The organism is Sphingobacterium sp. IITKGP-BTPF85, from assembly GCF_001006065.1.
Classification (GTDB): Bacteria; Bacteroidota; Bacteroidia; order Sphingobacteriales; family Sphingobacteriaceae; genus Sphingobacterium; species Sphingobacterium anhuiense.
The window spans coordinates 1-17,767 of the sequence record NZ_ASZT02000110.1 but is presented as its reverse complement, the minus strand read 5'-3'; the positions used below and the strand labels follow the sequence as shown (position 1 = coordinate 17,767).

Annotated in this window: 19 protein-coding genes and 2 pseudogenes; 20 read left to right on the top strand and 1 reads right to left on the bottom strand. The window is 40.6% G+C overall.

The window, feature by feature from the left end:
- The 20 genes and pseudogenes from L950_RS33890 to L950_RS30600 form a co-directional block, all read left to right on the top strand.
- Positions 1 to 928 (top strand): annotated as a pseudogene (locus L950_RS33890) (hypothetical protein); the annotation flags it as partial.
- 718 nt (positions 929 to 1,646) lie between these two features.
- On the top strand, positions 1,647 to 2,492 hold the full coding sequence (locus tag L950_RS26970) for a hypothetical protein (protein ID WP_052764463.1): 846 nt from the start codon (positions 1,647 to 1,649) through the stop codon (positions 2,490 to 2,492).
- A 12-nt stretch (positions 2,493 to 2,504) separates the two neighbouring features.
- On the top strand, positions 2,505 to 3,131 hold the full coding sequence (locus tag L950_RS30650; RefSeq protein WP_197086536.1) for a RagB/SusD family nutrient uptake outer membrane protein: 627 nt from the start codon (positions 2,505 to 2,507) through the stop codon (positions 3,129 to 3,131).
- On the top strand, positions 3,059 to 4,360 hold the full coding sequence (locus L950_RS18250; RefSeq protein ID WP_197086535.1) for a RagB/SusD family nutrient uptake outer membrane protein: 1,302 nt from the start codon (positions 3,059 to 3,061) through the stop codon (positions 4,358 to 4,360). The genes L950_RS30650 and L950_RS18250 overlap by 73 nt, the downstream gene beginning before the upstream one ends.
- A gap of 11 nt (positions 4,361 to 4,371) precedes the next feature.
- Positions 4,372 to 4,764, top strand: a complete 393-nt coding sequence (locus L950_RS26965) for a DUF3823 domain-containing protein (protein WP_052764462.1) — start codon at positions 4,372 to 4,374, stop codon at positions 4,762 to 4,764.
- Positions 4,742 to 5,047, top strand: a complete 306-nt coding sequence (locus L950_RS26960) for a DUF3823 domain-containing protein (protein ID WP_052764461.1) — start codon at positions 4,742 to 4,744, stop codon at positions 5,045 to 5,047. Before L950_RS26965 ends, L950_RS26960 begins: the two co-directional genes overlap by 23 nt.
- 76 nt (positions 5,048 to 5,123) lie before the next feature.
- Positions 5,124 to 6,329, top strand: a complete 1,206-nt coding sequence (locus L950_RS33885) for a glycoside hydrolase family 43 protein (protein ID WP_231577416.1) — start codon at positions 5,124 to 5,126, stop codon at positions 6,327 to 6,329.
- Between the two features lie 12 nt (positions 6,330 to 6,341).
- Positions 6,342 to 7,043 (top strand): family 43 glycosylhydrolase, encoded by a 702-nt coding sequence (locus L950_RS33880; RefSeq protein WP_231577415.1) that lies wholly within the window; start codon positions 6,342 to 6,344, stop codon positions 7,041 to 7,043.
- Positions 7,044 to 7,090: 47 nt separating this feature from the next.
- The gene (locus L950_RS18235) at positions 7,091 to 8,779 is read left to right on the top strand and encodes a glycoside hydrolase family 97 catalytic domain-containing protein (protein ID WP_197086534.1); all 1,689 of its coding nucleotides are present in this window, start codon (positions 7,091 to 7,093) and stop codon (positions 8,777 to 8,779) included.
- Positions 8,776 to 9,033: a glycoside hydrolase family 97 C-terminal domain-containing protein gene (locus L950_RS30645; protein WP_021189567.1), complete on the top strand. Its 258-nt coding sequence runs from the start codon at positions 8,776 to 8,778 to the stop codon at positions 9,031 to 9,033. Before L950_RS18235 ends, L950_RS30645 begins: the two co-directional genes overlap by 4 nt.
- Positions 9,034 to 9,060: 27 nt before the next feature.
- Positions 9,061 to 9,369, top strand: a complete 309-nt coding sequence (locus L950_RS30640; RefSeq protein ID WP_021189566.1) for a hypothetical protein — start codon at positions 9,061 to 9,063, stop codon at positions 9,367 to 9,369.
- Positions 9,341 to 9,817, top strand: coding sequence for a sugar-binding domain-containing protein (locus L950_RS30635; RefSeq protein WP_021189565.1), 477 nt, complete (start codon positions 9,341 to 9,343; stop codon positions 9,815 to 9,817). Before L950_RS30640 ends, L950_RS30635 begins: the two co-directional genes overlap by 29 nt.
- Positions 9,814 to 10,170, top strand: a complete 357-nt coding sequence (locus L950_RS30630) for a hypothetical protein (RefSeq protein WP_021189564.1) — start codon at positions 9,814 to 9,816, stop codon at positions 10,168 to 10,170. Before L950_RS30635 ends, L950_RS30630 begins: the two co-directional genes overlap by 4 nt.
- A complete protein-coding gene (locus L950_RS30625; RefSeq protein ID WP_231577414.1) occupies positions 10,134 to 11,399 on the top strand; it encodes a DUF4982 domain-containing protein in 1,266 nt (421 codons plus the stop codon). The genes L950_RS30630 and L950_RS30625 overlap by 37 nt, the downstream gene beginning before the upstream one ends.
- Position 11,400: 1 nt before the next feature.
- The gene (locus tag L950_RS30620; protein ID WP_021189562.1) at positions 11,401 to 11,556 is read left to right on the top strand and encodes a hypothetical protein; all 156 of its coding nucleotides are present in this window, start codon (positions 11,401 to 11,403) and stop codon (positions 11,554 to 11,556) included.
- Between the two features lie 84 nt (positions 11,557 to 11,640).
- Positions 11,641 to 13,008, top strand: a pseudogene (locus L950_RS37445) (IS3 family transposase).
- Between the two features lie 1,153 nt (positions 13,009 to 14,161).
- Positions 14,162 to 15,133, top strand: coding sequence for an SGNH/GDSL hydrolase family protein (locus tag L950_RS30615; RefSeq protein WP_197086531.1), 972 nt, complete (start codon positions 14,162 to 14,164; stop codon positions 15,131 to 15,133).
- Entirely contained in the window at positions 15,130 to 15,873 is a 744-nt protein-coding gene (locus L950_RS30610; RefSeq protein WP_197086530.1) for a PVC-type heme-binding CxxCH protein, read from the top strand. The genes L950_RS30615 and L950_RS30610 overlap by 4 nt, the downstream gene beginning before the upstream one ends.
- A gap of 59 nt (positions 15,874 to 15,932) precedes the next feature.
- Complete coding sequence (locus tag L950_RS30605) at positions 15,933 to 16,694, top strand: hypothetical protein (RefSeq protein ID WP_197086529.1); 762 nt, start codon at positions 15,933 to 15,935, stop codon at positions 16,692 to 16,694.
- A gap of 142 nt (positions 16,695 to 16,836) precedes the next feature.
- On the top strand, positions 16,837 to 17,328 hold the full coding sequence (locus tag L950_RS30600; protein WP_197086528.1) for a c-type cytochrome: 492 nt from the start codon (positions 16,837 to 16,839) through the stop codon (positions 17,326 to 17,328).
- Between the two features lie 73 nt (positions 17,329 to 17,401).
- Here the strand turns inward: L950_RS30600 and L950_RS18200 are convergent.
- Positions 17,402 to 17,767 (bottom strand): NAD(P)-dependent oxidoreductase (locus L950_RS18200; RefSeq protein WP_021189558.1); only part of this gene is annotated, 366 nt, incomplete at its 5' end.

Sequence of the window (17,767 nt, the reverse complement as noted above, 5' to 3'; positions counted from 1 at the left end):
ATCGATCTTGAAGGATGCTGCTGCTGCAATTTATGGATTTAGAGCAGCGGGTGGTGTTGTTTTGATCACGCAGAAAAAAGGAAATAAGGGCGGAACTGCAAAAGTAAATATCAATGGCTATCAAGGCTGGCAAAATCTAACTCGTTTTCCTGAATTAGCCAATGCAGCGCAATATACCCGAGGTCTTGTGGAGGCGGCTCAAAATGAAAACAAAGATCCAAATGCGGTATATACACCCCAAGAACTTGAAAAATGGCAAATGGGGACAGAGCCAGGCTACAAAAGTTACGATTATTACGATATGATTATTCGTAAGAATATACCACAGCGCTACATTAATGCGAATATGACAGGAGGGAGTGATAAGTCTAATTATTTTCTTTCAGTTGGACACCTGACACAGGATGCGATGATCAAAGACTTTAATTACAAGCGCACCAATTTGCAAGCCAATATGGAAGCGACTGTTTTGGAAGGGTTGACAATAGGTACACAGATTTCAGGAAGGCATGAAGGAACACAAGATGTGGGTCTGCCAGGAGGAGATGGCTATTTTTCATCTATTTTGGCGATGTTCAAAAACAGGCCTACTGTAGCACCTTACGCTAATGATAACCCTAAATATCCGAATCATACTAACGACTTTGCTTATAATCCAGCAGTTTTTGATCGTGATATTGCGGGCTACAAGGACAATAAATATTTGGCAGGTAATGTAAACCTATTTGCTCCTATAAAACAAAATTTGGTCTTTCTGCTAAAGGAACTGTGTCGTACAACTATACCAATAATAAATTTGATGGTTTCCAGTATACTTATGATGTATATCGCTTTGAAAACGATGAATATAAAGCTACAGGAGGCACACGTTCTGGATGGCGTTATGATACCAATCGGGATATTGTTTCGCGCTCGGCGCAATTCCTAATTGATTACAATAAAAATATCGGTCATCATGCCCTTTCAGGTACATTAGGATATGAACGTTCGGATTGGGTACGTACGATCCGCTCATTAGGAGCAAATCCAACGAACAATTACATCCCGATAATGCGACTCGCTGAAGTTAATGACCTTGGAGATGATTGGTCTTATGAAGCTCGTGCAGGTTACATAGGTCGATTAAACTATAATTACAAGGGTAAGTATTTAGTTGAGTTATTAGGTCGATACGATGGTTCATACTTATATTATAAGGATCGCCGTTGGGGATTTTTTCCGGGAGCATCTGTCGCATGGCGAGTATCGGATGAAAACTTTTTTGAACCCTTGAAAAGTGTTGTCACAGACTTCAAAATTCGGGCATCTGCAGGACAAACAGGTTTGGAAAATGGCGTCAATATGCACGGCTATCTAGCAGGCTACAATTGGTCTCAAGGAGATGCGATTCTTGATGGTAATTATGTGACAGGTGTGCAACCACGTGGTGTTCCTATCAGAAATCTATCATGGGTGAAGAATACCACTTACAACATCGGGCTGGATGCAGGTTTATTTGGTAATAAATTGACGCTGACAGCTGATGCTTTCCAGATTATCCGTACTGGATTTCCGGGTAAACGTTATGATGTGTTATTACCTGATGAGATCGGATATGTGTTACCTAATGAGAATCTGGGCAAAATGGATACTATGGTGCTGAAGGTATGATCACTTATACGGATAAAATCGGTGAATTGAATTATGTGGTGAGTGGAAATGTTACCTATTCTCGTTTTAAGAATATCGAATCTTATAAACCGCGCTTCAGCAATTCATGGAATGAATACCGGAATTCAAACGAAGATCGTTGGGGCGGTGTATGGTGGGGCTACCAAGTTGTCGGCCGCTTCCAATCGGAAGAGGAGATTCGTAATCATCCAATCAACAATGATGGTTCAAATAACCGGAACCAACTACCTGGAGATTTTATCTACAAGGATGTTAATGGTGATGGTGTGATTAATAATCTGGATGAACGTCCAATCGGTTATCAAACTGGGTGGGCTCCGATTATTTCATTTGGAGGACGAATAGGACTAAATTGGAAAGGTATTGATCTGAATGCTGATTTCTCCGGAGGAGCGATGCAATCATGGTTTCAAGATTACGAATTGCGTAATGCATTCCATGGTGGCGGAAATTCACCAGCATATCTCTTAGAAGATAGATGGCACCGTACTGATCCTTATGATGCAAATAGTGAATGGGTATCAGGATATTATCCTGCACTGCGTAATGGTAATTCTGGACCTAACCATAGAAATAGTGATTTTTGGTTAACAAATGTTCGTTATTTAAGAATCAGAAATCTTGAGCTTGGCTATAATTTTTCTAATGATCTCATCAAAAAAATTAAAGCTGAGAAAATCCGAGTGTATGTCAATGGTTCTAATCTATTTTCCTTTGACAACGTGAAGAAATTTCAGATCGATCCAGAGATTGAAGCTGCGGCAGCAGTGGTATATCCGCAGCAGCGCGTATTTATGGTTGGGTTCAATTTAACATTTTAAAGAAAATCAACAATGAAAAAATTATATACTTGTTTAGCGCTGTTTGTCTGCCTTGGATTTGGAGGTTGTAAACACGACAATTGGTTAGATCGAGATTCAAAAACATTAATTACTGACGATCAACTTTGGAACGATCCAAAATTGCTGACTTCGTTGATGGCAAACTATTATAACCGTTTACCGACGTTACATGGTGTTTTCAACAGCGGAGGGATGACTGAGCTGGACGATGCCATGTGGTCTGGGCACCGTGATCAGAATGGACGCAATGATTTTCAATTTGGGGATGATTATGGACGCTATTGGGATTATGGATTGATTCGAGATATCAACCTTTCGCTAGAAAATATAGAAACTTTGGGTCTCCAACTAACGGAAACAACAAAAAAACAATATATAGCTGAAATGCGCTTTGTCCGCGCGCTTGTTTATTTTGAAATGGTAAAACGTATGGGTGGAGTTCCTATCGTGACAAAACAGATGATCTATGACTTCAGTGGTGATCCAACACCGCTTCAGTTGCCCCGAGCAAAGGAGCATGAGGTTTACGATTTATTTACCAAGAGATGGAAGCGATTAAAGAAGATCTCGGAAATAATGCGACTAGTAAAACCAGAGCCAATAAATATACTGTTCTAGCTGTACAGAGTAGAGCCATGTTATATGCAGCATCCTTAGCCAAATATAATGGGCTGATGGCTGAACCTGTAGTAACAGCAGGCAATGAAGTCGGTATACCTGCGGCTATGGCCAGCGATTATTATCGTAAATCATTGGCCGCTTCTAAAGAACTTATGAGCGGTCCTTTTACCTTGTTTAAAGAGAACCCTGACAAAGGCGTTAATTTTTACGAAATGTTAAACAAAAAGACTGGATCTGAAGTGATTTTTGCAAAGGATTTTGCTGTGGGTCTTAAAGTTCATCGATTTGCGCATGAAAATATTGTCAAAAGTTTAACGGAGGATAATGAAGCCACCTCTGGAATCTCGCCTTCGCTTAGCTTAGTGGAAAGTTTCGATTATTTAGATGGTCGAAAAGGAACATTACAGGATCGTGATGCGAATGGAAACTATATTGCTTATGCACATATTGATGATATTTTCAAAAATAAGGATGCACGATTATATGGTACCGTCATTTACCCAGGAAGTTCCTTCCGAAATACAGCAGTTAGCATACAGGCAGGAGTTGCTACTTGGCAAAATGGGGCGTACCAACTTGTCACCGCGCCAGAATTAGGGAAGCAATTGGGCGATGAACTTGGGACAGCAAATGCAGGTGGATTGTGGACTGGTTTTGATGGCCCCAAAGATGATGCACAGGATGTGAGTAATACAGGATTTTACATCCGCAAATTTGTTAGTGATGCACCTGCTGCTAGTGCTAGAGGTACTTCGGCTGCAAATTGGTGGCCTTGGTTCCGTTTAGGTGAAATTTATTTGAACGCCGCGGAAGCAAGTTTTGAACTTGGTCAGGTTAGCGAGGCCACGCAATATATCAATACCTTACGTGAACGTGCTGGATTTCCAGCAAACAGCATCAGCACATTGACGATGGAGATCATCCGTAATGAGCGCCGGGTAGAATTGGCTTTTGAAGATCACCGGTTTTTTGATTTAAAAAGATGGCGTTTGGCGCATATCATTTGGAATGGCGCTGAAAATGATCCTAATGCTGTGGTACGGGGCTTATATGGATACCGTGTAGTGCGTCTAGGCCATGCAGATCATGGGAAGTTTATCTATGCACGTGTCAAACCTAGTCGTTTCCGTAGAGCACGATTCTTTCGTTTAGCAAATTATTATTCTGCTATTGAGCAAAAGGTATTGGACAATAATCCAAAAATTGTTAGAAATCCGTTGCATTAATTTATTGAATTATGAAAAAGAATATTTTAACTCTACTAACCGCTACACTAGGTTTTTTGGCTGTTGGTTGTGAATATGATAATTTTGAAGCTCCTAAAGAATTTTTATCTGGCAAAGTGGTCTTTGAGGGCAAGGCGGTTGGTGTAAGAAATAACAGTACTGAACTGGAGCTATGGCAGGACGGTTATCCCTTAAAATCAGCTATCCCTGTATTTATTAATCAAGCAGGAGAATTTTCTGCAAATCTGTTTCGGGGCAAATATAAATTGGTTCGAAAAGGAAATGCGCCTTGGCTACAGCAATCGACTGATACAATTCTCGTAAACGTGAATGGAAATACGGTGCTTGATGTGCCGGTAACGCCTTATTTCGTCATTGGAAATGAAGTTTCAGGTTGCCAATAATCAAATAGCGGCAACCTTCACGGTTAAAAAAACGACCGAATCGGCTAAACTCGATCAAGTGAAACTTTTCTTGAGTAAATCTATTTTGACCGATCATGTTCTTTCTGATCAAGATATTAATGTTGATCTTCCACAAGTCTTATTCGGTACTGAAACGCGCATCACGAGACAATTGTCTGATAAATTCAAAGGGCAGGCATATATCTTTGTGCGTATCGGGGTGAAATCTTCATCTGCTGGAGAGTATATTTATACTCCGGTACAAAAGATCATGCTTAATTAAAGTATGTTGTTCTATTTGTAAATTCGTGAAATGCATGCTCAACCTAATTTTATTTACTCTATAACTTAAATCTTACATGAACAAAAGAAAATGGCAATTGGCCAGCATCTTAATCACTTTTTTTACAGTTAGTATGATGGGGCCAGCCATCGGACAGGAATATAAATCTGGTCCTACGGAAAAAGACTTTGTGGGCTATTTATTTGCTTATTTCAAAGGCAATGCAGTAGCTGATGAATCGGTTTGTTTTGCGGTTAGTACGGATGGCTATACTTATCGCGCCCTCAATAACAATCAACCTGTGCTGGACTCAAAGCTTATCAGTACAACTGGTGGAGTGCGCGATCCGCATATCTTAAGAGGGGAGGATGGTAAGTCTTTTTACATGGTATTGACGGATATGACCTCATCGAAAGGCTGGGATTCTAATCGTGCTATGATATTATTAAAATCGGACGACCTTATTCATTGGAAACATAGTGTAATTAACATCCAAGATCGGTTTAAAGGTAATGAAAGTTTGAAGCGCGTTTGGGCTCCACAGACGATCTATGATCCTGCTGTTGGTAAATATATGGTTTACTGGTCGATGAAGCATGGCGACGGTCCTGATATCATTTATTATGCTTATGCTAATCGTGAGTTTACCGATTTGGAAACAGAACCAAAGGTGTTGTTTATGCCTAAAAATGGTAAATCTTGTATCGATGGAGATATCATCAATAAAAACGGACTTTTCTATATGTTTTATAAAACAGAAGGGCATGGTAACGGTATTAAATTGGCTATAACAGATTCGCTTACTTCGAGCAAATGGATCGAACAACCGGGCTATAAACAACAGACTAGAGATGCTGTGGAAGGATCAAGTGTGTTTAAACTTAATCAGTCTGATCGTTATATTTTAATGTACGATGTATATGGGAAGGGCAAGTACCAGTTTTGTGAATCGGTTGATCTGGATCGCTTTAAAGTAATCGATCATGAGGTTAGTATGGATTTTCATCCGAGACATGGTTCAATCATTCCATTATCCAGAAGTGAATTTAAAGCCGTTACTGAGCGTTGGGGAACACCGGCAGACATCAAATTGGTAACTAGAAAAAATCCGATATTGGATGGTTTCTATGCCGATCCAGATGTGTTATATTCAAATAAAACAAAGAAATATTATATCTACCAACTAGTGATGGATTTGACGGTTGGGGTGGTTCTTATTTTAAGACTTTTTCTTCCGTTGATCTCAAAGAATGGAAAGATGAGGGTGTTATTCTGGATTTGAAAAAGATGTGCCTTGGGGCCCGCGCAATGCCTGGGCTCCAACGATAGCGGAGAAAAAATAAAAGGGGATTATAAATATTACTATTATTTCACAGCAGCGCAAAAAATAGGCGTTGCTGTTGCTGATCTACCTACTGGACCTTTCAAAGATTCGGGAAAACCATTGATCGATTTTAAACCAGCAGGAATTAATAAGGGACAAGAAATAGATCCTGCTGTTTTTAATGATCCGAAATCGGGGAAAAGCTACTTGTATTGGGGCAATGGTTACCTCGCTGTTGCGGAACTGAATAAGGATATGGTATCCATCAAACAAAATACGACAAAGACATTAAAGATTGATGGTACATTTCGTGAGGGTGTCTATGTGATCTATAGAAATGGCACGTATTATTTTTTATGGTCTGAAGATGATACCCGCAGTGAAAACTATCGGGTACGTTATGGAACATCTTCTTCTCCTGTAGGAGAGATCCATCTTCCTGAAAACAATATTGTGCTTGAAAAGGATCCGTCTAAAGGAATTTATGGTACTGGCCACAACTCCGTACTTCAAATACCGGGTACTGATGAATGGTATATTGTATATCACCGATTTAATTACCCTGACGGTATACACATGGGAGATGCAGCAGGTTACAACCGTGAAGTATGCATGGATAAATTATCATTTGGAGCTGATGGAACCATTAAAAAGGTAATTCCTACACACTAGTTGGATTTACGTTCTTAATAATTTTTACACAAAAAACTTACACTATAATGAAATGCTTACTTATTGTCACTTTTCTCAGCTTGAGCTCACTGTTGAGTTTTGCACAAAATGTGACTGTTTCTGGACCCGATAAACGATTAGTAGTCAATTTGTCTTTAGAAAATGGTCATCTCTACTATGATGTTCAGTTGGATGGAAAGGCAATGCTTGAAAAATCTGCACTTGGATTAAAAGGTCGTCAGGTTGATCTATCGAGCAATTTAAAACTGGTGGATCAGCAGTATAATAAAATTGATGAGCAGTATGAGGAACAGAAGATAAAACGTAGACAGGTACATTATCAGGCAAATGAGTTGATTTGCAAATTAGAAAATGGAAATAAACAAGCTTTACATGTCATATTTAGGGTAAGTAATCATGATATTGCTTTTCGTTATCACGTGCCACAGGTAGGTGAAGCAGCTAATTTATATATCGAAGAGGAATTGAGCTCTTTTAAATTCCCGAATGTAACAACAACTTTTCTAACTGCTCAAGCACCACCCATGTCTGGCTGGATGAAGACGAAGCCAAGTTATGAAGAGGAGTATGTGGCAGATGAGCAATTGGGTGCTCCTTCCAAGTATGGCTATGGTTTCAGCTTTCCGGCATTATTTCACGTCGGAGATCGCGGTTGGGTACTTGTTTCTGAAACAGGTGTAGGAGCACTGTACTGTGGATCTAAGTTGAGTGAAGGAACAAAAGATGGTCAATATAAGATTGCATTTCCGGAGATCGGAGAAAATAATGGCATAGGGAGCGCTAATCCTGCAATTGCATTACCAGGCAATACACCGTGGCGTACACTGACTGTCGGAAGTACGCTAAAACCTATTGCAGAAACCACCATCGCGTTTGATGTGGTTGAACCCATGTACAAAGCTTCAAAAGAGTATAGGTTTGGACGTTCAACTTGGAGCTGGCTGGAGTGGCAGGATGGCAGTATTAATTTTGAAGATCAGAAGAAATTTGTAGATATCTCTGCTACGATGGGTTATGAATTTGTTTTGGTCGATAATTGGTGGGATAGCAAAATCGGACGCGATAAAATTGAAGCCTTGATTGACTATGGAAAAGATAAAGGTGTCGGAATTTGTTTGTGGTACAATTCCAATGGTTTTTGGAATGATGCACCACAAACACCTAAAAATATGATGAATACAGCTGTCGCTCGAAAAAAGGAGATGGCTTGGATGCAAAGTGTTGGTATTAAGGGTCTAAAAGTTGATTTTTTTGGCGGTGACAAGCAGGAGACTATGAAGCTTTATGAAGATATTCTATCCGATGCGAATGATCATGGTTTATCCGTTATTTTCCACGGATGCACGTTACCACGAGGCTGGGAACGTATGTATCCTAATTTTGTGGGGAGTGAGGCTGTACTCGCTTCTGAAAATTTGATTTTCACACAACATGCTAATGATACCGAAGCTTTTAATGCGAGTTTACATCCGTTTATTCGCAATACTGTAGGCTCAATGGATTTCGGTCCCGTTCTTCTTAATAAAAGACATAATCGGGAGAACAATGGAGGAATGATACGGAAGACGACAGAGACATTTCAATTGGCTACTGCCGTGCTATTTCAGACCCCTGTACAAAATTTCGGAATCACACCCAACAATCTAACCGAGATGCCCGCACATGTTATTGATTTTATGAAACAGGTACCACGATCTGGGATGAGACTGTTTTGATTGATGGCTATCCCGGCAAATATGTCGTTTTAGCGCGGAGGAATGGTGACCGTTGGTACATAGCCGGTATCAATGCAGAGAAAAAAGTAAAAGAATTAACTCTTCATTTACCAATGCTTTCGGGCGAAAAGTGGGAATTGCACCAAGATAATAAGGATCGGTCACCACAGCATAACGTGTTGCCTGCGCCAAAAGGTAAACAATTAAAGGTGACACTTCAGCCTGATGGTGGATTTATCATAGTAGGACAATAAATACATAACCTTTTAATTTGCTTAAAGATGCTTCGAATAGTAAAACATATCATCTTGCTTATCCCGATCTTTTTGTTTGGATCAAGATCTTTATTTGCGCAACTGGGATTTGGAAGTAGCGAGAAAATAAATGGAGACTGGCAGTTTCATCTTGGAGATTTGGATATAACCAAGATAAATACGCTGTCTTCTTCGGCTTGGCGGTCGGTTCAACTGCCTTATGATTGGAGCGTGAAATATCCACTAAGTCCAAATTTGGCCAGTGCTACAGGTTACTTACCAGGAGGAATCGGCTGGTATCAAAAAAATGATCATTCCTATCGCAGATCAAGGTAAAAAGTTATACCTCTATTTTGAGGGGGTATATAACCGGAGTGAGGTATTTGTTAATGGAAAATCTGTTGGTAAACGCCCTTATGGCTATATCTCGTTTTCATACGATGTATCTTCTTTAGTCGAATACGGCAAAGAAAATACAATTGCGGTAAAGGTCGATCACAGTCATAGTGCCGATTCGAGATGGTATACTGGATCTGGCATCTATCGCGATGTTTGGATTGTAAAGGCTAACCCTGTACATTTAGAACAATGGGGTGTATATGCCTACCCAGCAGTGAAAGGAAATCAAGGAAACTTACACGTAGAGGTAGCACTTGTGAATGAAACAAGTGCGGCTACAGCGGTTGAATTAGTACAAGAATTGATTGATGAATCCGGGAACACTGTCGGCAAAATTGTTAAAAAACAACAATTTCTCCCAATGGCCGCATATCAGTACCCGTGAAGATAACGGTTAAGAATCCGAAATTATGGAGCTTGGAGCAAGCGAATCGTTATAAGTTAAAAACAGTGGTGCTGCACCATGGCAAAGAGATCGATCGTTCGGAGGTGAAAACGGGTTTTCGGACCTTGGCTTTCGATCCTGATCAGGGTTTTGCTTTAAATGGAAAATGGACAAAAGTAAAGGGGGTATGTATTCATCATGATGCGGGTGTATTGGGAGCTGAATTTTACCCCGAAGTATGGCGCCGTAGATTGCTGACTTTAAGTCGCTGGGTGTCAATGCAATCCGAACCAGTCATAATCCACAAGCAACTTCATTGTATGATCTCTGTGATGAATTGGGCCTTTTGGTGATGAATGAAGCCTATGATGAATGGGAATATCCAAAGCGTAAATGGATAGCTGGTTGGAATGTGGGAACAGCAGGATTTGAAGGTGCATACGATTTTTTTGCAGATTGGGGTGAACGCGATCTTGCAGATATGGTGAAAAGAGATCGCAATCATATTTCTATTTTTGCTTGGAGTATCGGCAATGAAGTTGACTATCCAAATGATCCTTATTCTCATCCTATTCTTGATGGAAGTCAAGGGAATGGATTTACACAGCCTATTTTTGGAGGCTATAAAAAAGATGCTCCTGATGCCATGCGGTTGGGAGATATTGCTAAGCGATTGGCTGCTGTTGTTAAAAAATACGATACCAGTCGACCCGTTACTGCTGGACTAGCAGGTGTTGCGATGTCTAATGAAACGGAATATCCAGGAGTGTTAGATATTGCAGGATATAATTATACAGAAAGCCGTTATCAGGAAGATCATAAGCGCTACCCTAAACGAGTCATATTTGGTAGTGAAAATAGACATGATCTTGCTGCTTGGAAAGCTGTTCAAGAGAATAATCATATTTTCGGCCAGTTTCTATGGACTGGAATTGATTATTTGGGCGAGTCTGGTCGTTGGCCATCAAGAGGCTTTTATTCTGGCCTATTAGATTTTGCGGGATTAATTAAACCGAGAGGATATTTTCGTCAAGCCTTATGGTCAGAAAAACCAATGGCTTACTTAGGAACTTATGCCTTAAAAGGTGAGGTTGGTAAAACTGATGTGTGGTCGGATCTCGAAGCTGAAAGGGGGCAACGTAAAAATGAAGCTCCATCGATGGATGCTTGGCCTATATGGAACTATCGGGAAGGTCAATTGATACGTGTTGTCTGCTATACGAATACCGCTTTTGCAAGATTAGAACTAAATGGTAAAGTTGTCGGTGATATCAAATCGTATAATGAAGAACAGGGCATTGTTTATTGGGATATCCCGTATGCAGAAGGGAGATTGGAAGTTATTGGATTTGACAAGGAACAAAAGGAGCTGGTACGTCAAGTTCTAGAAACATCCGGACGTTCTCATGCCTTAGCGATCATCTCAGAATCTTCTGTTTCGGCAAGAACTGGCGACGTGATTCAAGTGGAACTGCAGGTGGTTGACAAAAACAACAGACCTGTTGTGCTGGCAGATGATGAGGTTACCTGCAGGATCGTAGGTGCCGCTAGTTTTGGGACTGGAGGCTGGAAACAACAGTGATATGACAGACTATACTGATAATAGACATCGCGTATATCATGGCAAAATGATTGCTTACATTCAATTGAATCCTGGGCAAGGAAATGTTTCTGTCCAATTTTCAGCACCATGGCTTGAAAATACTTCGATGCTCATTCAGCGTAAGGAGAATAGGTAGTATTATTTACTGAGAGTCAAGAAAGGCTGTTTCATCATAAATGCAGTGCCCCCAAAAAGTTAGACACTTTCTGGGGGCATTTTTATGAATAAGAAAAACAAGCACAGTTTTGAATTTAAGTTGAGCTGTGTTAGACAAATGGATGAGCATTATCGTTCTGCAAAGTCTTTGGGAGAAGAATTCGGGATTACGTATTCTTTGTTTGAGACCTGGTACAGAATATATAAGTATCAGGGGGAATCGGGGCTACTTCCCAGGAAAGGGAAAAGACACTTTAGTGCTTCTTTTAAGCTTTCTGTCCTTACCGCAATCCGAGAAGAAAGTTTATCTTTGAAAGAAGCCCGTGTACGCTTTGACCTTTCCTCGGATGCCCATATCATTGAATGGCAGAAAAGGCTGGACAAGTTCGGTCCAGAAGGATTGGAGCACGGCCAAAAGGAAGACCCCTGATGACAAAGAAAGCAAATCCGCAGATCAAGCGAAAAGTTAGAAAAATGAATAAAGCGCTCACGCGTGAAGAGGAACTTTTGCAGGAGAATGAGTATTTACGTGCAGAAAATGCCCTGCTAAAAAAGCTCAGCGCCTTGGCTCAAGCCGAAAACAAGCGAAAGCCATAATGGAGCTAAGGCATCAATTTGATCTTGATATCCTGCTGAGTTGCGTTAAGATGGCATGAAGTACTTTCTATTATCATTCCAAGAAGGAGGGACAAGCAGATAAATACGAACAGGTCAAAGCGCAAATCAACAAAGTTTACCATGTACATAAGGGCCGCTTTGGCTATCGCCGCATTACCCTGCAGCTCAAACGGGATGGAGTGGATATCAATCATAAGACCATTCTTAGATTAATGAGGGAAATGGGTTAGAAGAGTCTGATCAGGATAAAGAAATACAGGTCATACCGGGGTGAACCGGGCAAGATCGCCCCCAATATCCTCAACAGGAAATTCCAGGCTGAGGGGCCTTTGCAAAAATGGGCCACGGATATTACTGAGTTCAAAGTCAAGGAAAAAAAGCTGTATCTCTCCCCAATAATTGATCTGTTCAATCAGGAAGTTATAAGTTATGAAATTACTGACAGGCCGGTCTTTAAAGGGGTAATGGATATGCTCAAAAAGGCACTGCCCAAAGCAAGGGGGGCATCACAACTGCTTTTACATTCAGATCAGGCTGGCAATACCAAATGCCTAAATATCAACAGTGGCTCAAAGAAAACGGAATCACTCAAAGCATGTCCAGAAAAGGAAATTGCCTTGATAATGCCGTAATTGAAAATTTCTTCGGAATTTTAAAATCAGAACTGTTTTATCTAAAACAATACGAATCAACAGAGAAGTTAAAAAGCGAAATAGAAGATTATATCTCCTATTACAATAATCAACGGATAAAACTAAATATAAATGGAATGAGCCCGACAGAATATCGAGCTCATTATTACAAATCTAATTAACTAAATTTGTCCAATATTTTGGGGGCAGTCCAAAATGAGACAGCCTTTCTTGTTAAAAAAAATTTTAGAAAGATCGTTGGTGCTCGATAGGTTGATCTTCATAATTGTGCTTTTTCCAAATAAAAATCACGAAATAGTTTCTTTGGTTGTAGACTAAGATTTACTTAATTTTCTACGTAACATGGACAGGGAGCGCATGTGGTTTATCTTGTCGCGGTATGGCTTATGCACAAATCCTTATACTTATTTTATTTCGCCGTACCGAAATGCAAAGTTGTCCTATGGGTTTTTCGTTACGACAGTAGGAAAATAGAATCCCCGAGATGATTTCTAACAGATTCAATTAAAAATTAGACTTCCCCTAGCTGGATAGGTGGGCTGCGAGAAGTTCTTTTGATCTCGACAAGAGACTAGATAACACTTCCGTTTTACATGCTAAGTAATTAATTATTCTTAATAATGAAATACTATTTCCTTTAAAGCATGTTACGTAGCCATGGTTAATGGCCATTCAGCATTGTTAATAAACCATATCACAATATGAACTACCTGAAGTACAAAGATATATCGCCTCATAGCAATCTATTATGGCGATGGTAAAGAAGCAATTGACCGTAGCGAATAGCTGATCCGCCATGGCGCAAAATGATTAAGCTGCAGCGTGAATACAAGAAGCCATACTGCTATAAGAGTTGGCAAGGATGGGAAGTCAATGTGCCCTAACGCATTGTTTTATCTCCATGGCGCAAAATGATTTCTCAAGATTACAGTGTGGCAATGCCTTTTCCGTATTGTCGTCAGTCAAAATCATAAAAGAGCATTGTGGAATGCAGAACCTGGTTCTATTTTGGTTGTTGCATGATACGCTTTCTATGAAAAAAAAGAATATTTGGGATGATAGTCTCTTTTATTTTTATCCCGCTATATCTGTATGTTTCAATAATGATACAAAAGAATAATTTGCGACATTTTCTGTGTTTTTTGGCTTGTAGTACTCCTAAGCGTGTGTTTTTATATTATTCGGAGGTTTTTTTGAAAAGGGTTTTTTATAAAATAGCATTGTTTTAAAAATGTAATTGCTTGATAATTTGTTATATTGCAACGTAGACGCAACCAAGCTTAATGAATATTGAGCGATAACCTAAATAACAAAATGATGAAAATTGTAACGAAAAGAACGTGGGTTCTTTTTATTATCGTGGCTGCCGTGGCAGTTGGCGGTATTCTTTTTCTAGTACGATCAAAGCAACCAACCTTACCTTTAAAAAAAGGAGCGCATATTGTTCTTATTGGCAATAATTTGGGATCTCGGATGATGAATTATGGGCATTTTGAAACAGAGCTTCAGTTACGTTATCCGGATTCAAACCTCTATATCCGAAACATGTGCGATGGGGGCAACACGCCTGGTTTTAGGCCTCATGCGAGCCGGAAATCGCCTTGGGCTTTTCCTGGAGCAGAAAATTTTCAAACGGATCTTGCTCAACCCTCAGGAAGTGAAGGTTTTTTTGAGACTGAGGATCAATGGCTGGCTCGTTTAAAAGCTGATATCATCATCGCTTTCTTCGGCTATAACGAATCGTTTGAAGGCGCTGAGGGTTTGGAAAATTATAAGTCGGAGCTGGATGCTTTTATTAAACATACAATTAAACAACAGTATAACGGTACATCTCCGGTGAAACTGGCATTAGTTTCTCCGATTGCTTTTGAAAACCTCTCTAAGCAGTATGATCTCCCTGACGGGAATCAAGAGAATCGGAATTTGTCTTTATATGCTGCTGCAATGAAAGAGATCGCAGCGAAGAATAACGTACACTTTGTCGATGTGTATAACCCTACAGAGCGCTGGTATTTCTGGACAAAAGAGCCCCTAACAATAGATGGATCGCAGCTTACAGATGCTGGATATGCGCGTTTTGCGCCTTTGTTGGCAGACCTAATTTTTGGGAAGGCTGATGTTAAAAATGAAGATAACCGTGATCTTATACGTCATGCTGTTCTTGAAAAAATTGGATGTGGCATAACGATATTAAAATTCCGAATGGGGTACATGCTTATGGTAGAAGATATGATCCATTTGGGCCTGATAATTACCCTGCTGAAATTAAGAAAATCCGAGAAATGACTGCGATCAGAGATACGGCAATCTGGCTGGCTGCGCATGGAAAGAAAATGGATGTGGCGGCAGCGGATAAAAAGACAACCCCGGTACCTGAAGTAAAAACAAACTATGATCCTGGAAAGAATGGCAATTTGGCTTATCTGTACGGTGATGATGCTTTAGCAACCCTGAAAGTTGCCCCAGGTTTTAAGATTGATCTTTTTGCTTCAGAAAAGGAATTTCCAGATTTGGCTAATCCTTGTCAAATTACGTTTGATAATAAAGGTCGTTTATGGGTTGCTACAATGCCTAGTTACCCTCACTATAAACCAGGAGACTCGAAACCTAATGACAAGTTGATTATACTCGAAGATACTGATCAGGATGGTAAAGCAGATAAGCAGACCGTTTTTGCGGATGGACTACATCTTCCTGTAGGCTTCGAAATTACTGCTGACGGTGTTTATCTGTCTCAAGGAACTAATTTTATGCTTTTAAAAGATACGGATGGCGATGATCGGGCTGATGTCAGAGAGATTTTATTGAGTGGTTTTGATGATCATGATACCCATCATAATATTCATGCCTTTACGGTCGATCCTTCGGGAGCGATCATTATGGGAGAAGGAGTATTTTTACATTCTAATATAGAAACTTCTTATGGGCCAGTTCGTGGTACGAATGGTGGTTTTTACCGTTATAGTCCACAACGTCGCTATTTGGAACGGATGGCGCAGCTAATGTACCCAACCCCTGGGGAATAGCTTTTGATGAATGGGGACAAAATTTTTATGCTGAAACCTCCGGACCTGATGTCAGCTGGATGCTGCCCGTGACTATAAAACCTAAATATGGTGTAGCAACGACCAAATCCCGGAATCTGGTACAGGATGAACATCGGGTGCGACCGACTTCTGGTCTTGAGTTTGTTTCAAGCCGCCATTTCCCCGATTCTCTACAAGGTGATTTCTTAATCAACAATACCATCGGCTTTTTAGGAACGAAAGAACACCGGTTGAATGATGATGGAACAGGTTACAAAAGTACACATCGACAGGACTTATTGCAGAGTTCGGACAAGAATTTTAGGCCTGTTGATCTGGAATTTGCTCCGGATGGGTCTTTATATATTGCGGATTGGCACAATATCTTAATCGGGCATATGCAGCATAATGCCCGTGATCCGTTGCGCGATCATGTACACGGACGTATTTATCGGATCACTTACCCGTCAAGACCACTTTTAAAACCGGCTCAAATTGCTGGAGCATCTATTTCTCAATTACTTGATAATCTGAAATTACCGGAATACCGCACCCGTTATCGTACCCGTGCTGAACTCAGGGGGCGGAAATCCTCAGAAGTACTGCCACAATTAAAAGACTGGGTAGCGAAATTGGATAAAAGTAATCCGAAATATGCGCATCAGCTGGTTGAAGCATTATGGGTAAGCTGGGGTTTGAATCAGGTTGATCAAGAGTTGTTGAGGAAGGTGTTGAAATCGGATGATTATCATGCTCGGGCTGCAGCAGTAAGGGTATTGCGCTATACTGGGCATCAGGTAAAAGATCAGGAAAGTTGCTGATGCAGGCCGCATCTGATCCGCACGGCCGTGTACGTCTTGAGGTGCTTACTGCCGCATCTTGGATGCCAAGGGAGAAAGGCATGCCGATCATGCTGGCAATAGCTAAAAGGGTGTTGATGATTGGATCGAACCTGCCTATACAATGGCTGTTGCTAATTTGACTGGGAGGGAGGAATTGAAGGATAGTCCAGATAAAGTCAAAACGTCTCTTACCGGAATAGAACGTGATCAGTATATTAAAGGTAAGGCCCTTTTTGCAAAAGAAGGATTTTGTATCACCTGTCATCAAGCTGATGGCAATGGTTTACCGATGTCAGGATTTCCACCTCTTCATGGAACGAAATGGGTGACAGGTAGCCAAGATCGTTTAATTAAAGTAGTACTTAAAGGTTTACATGGGCCGATGGAAGTCAATGGAACAAAATTTCCGGGTCAGGTACCGATGACACCCTTTGAAGGAATGCTCAGTGATGAGGAAGTGGCCGCGGTATTAACATATGTACGCAATTCCTTTGGGAACAAAGCATCTTCAGTTTCCAAAGAAAAAGTAAAAGCAGTCAGGGCAGCTTCAGAAAGCAAAAAGGCGTTTTATGCTCCAGCGGAATTGTTGCAGGAGTTTCCATTAGAAAAGTAATGTTACGAACTTATTTGATACTAAGGGTTAAGTAGTGTTATGCTACTTAACCTGTTTTATATCGCCGATACCCTTAAGCTTGCTTCTGTAAGGCACTCAAATTATTGACACTTCTACTTTCTGGTTTTTCGTCCTGTAAAAGAGCCAGTACATTGGTGATGGTATAGACGCACATGTGTCTATAGGTCGTAGCAGTAAGGCTACCGGAGTGCGGAGTAATGAGTGTGTGTCGATGATCGACAAGTGCGTCCGGATGCTTTGGAGGTTCCTCTGGTAATACATCGGCAGCAAAACCTGCAAGGCTGTTTGTATTTAGTGCCTTTACAAGTGCTTCATGATCGATCAATGCTCCGCGGGCTGTGTTAATGAGTAAAGCCGTAGGTTTCATCAGATTGAGCTCTTGCGCACCCAATAAGGTTCCGATAACAGTAGTATAGGG

Coding starts and splice junctions, on each gene's coding strand:
- L950_RS26970 (WP_052764463.1), top strand. CDS start 1,647: ATGATCACTTATACGGATAAAATCGGTGAATTGAATTATGTGGTGAGT.
- L950_RS30650 (WP_197086536.1), top strand. CDS start 2,505: ATGAAAAAATTATATACTTGTTTAGCGCTGTTTGTCTGCCTTGGATTT.
- L950_RS18250 (WP_197086535.1), top strand. CDS start 3,059: ATGGAAGCGATTAAAGAAGATCTCGGAAATAATGCGACTAGTAAAACC.
- L950_RS26965 (WP_052764462.1), top strand. CDS start 4,372: ATGAAAAAGAATATTTTAACTCTACTAACCGCTACACTAGGTTTTTTG.
- L950_RS26960 (WP_052764461.1), top strand. CDS start 4,742: ATGAAGTTTCAGGTTGCCAATAATCAAATAGCGGCAACCTTCACGGTT.
- L950_RS33885 (WP_231577416.1), top strand. CDS start 5,124: ATGAACAAAAGAAAATGGCAATTGGCCAGCATCTTAATCACTTTTTTT.
- L950_RS18235 (WP_197086534.1), top strand. CDS start 7,091: ATGAAATGCTTACTTATTGTCACTTTTCTCAGCTTGAGCTCACTGTTG.
- L950_RS30640 (WP_021189566.1), top strand. CDS start 9,061: ATGCTTCGAATAGTAAAACATATCATCTTGCTTATCCCGATCTTTTTG.
- L950_RS30635 (WP_021189565.1), top strand. CDS start 9,341: ATGATCATTCCTATCGCAGATCAAGGTAAAAAGTTATACCTCTATTTT.
- L950_RS30620 (WP_021189562.1), top strand. CDS start 11,401: ATGACAGACTATACTGATAATAGACATCGCGTATATCATGGCAAAATG.
- L950_RS30615 (WP_197086531.1), top strand. CDS start 14,162: ATGATGAAAATTGTAACGAAAAGAACGTGGGTTCTTTTTATTATCGTG.
- L950_RS30610 (WP_197086530.1), top strand. CDS start 15,130: ATGACTGCGATCAGAGATACGGCAATCTGGCTGGCTGCGCATGGAAAG.
- L950_RS30605 (WP_197086529.1), top strand. CDS start 15,933: ATGCTGCCCGTGACTATAAAACCTAAATATGGTGTAGCAACGACCAAA.
- L950_RS30600 (WP_197086528.1), top strand. CDS start 16,837: ATGGCTGTTGCTAATTTGACTGGGAGGGAGGAATTGAAGGATAGTCCA.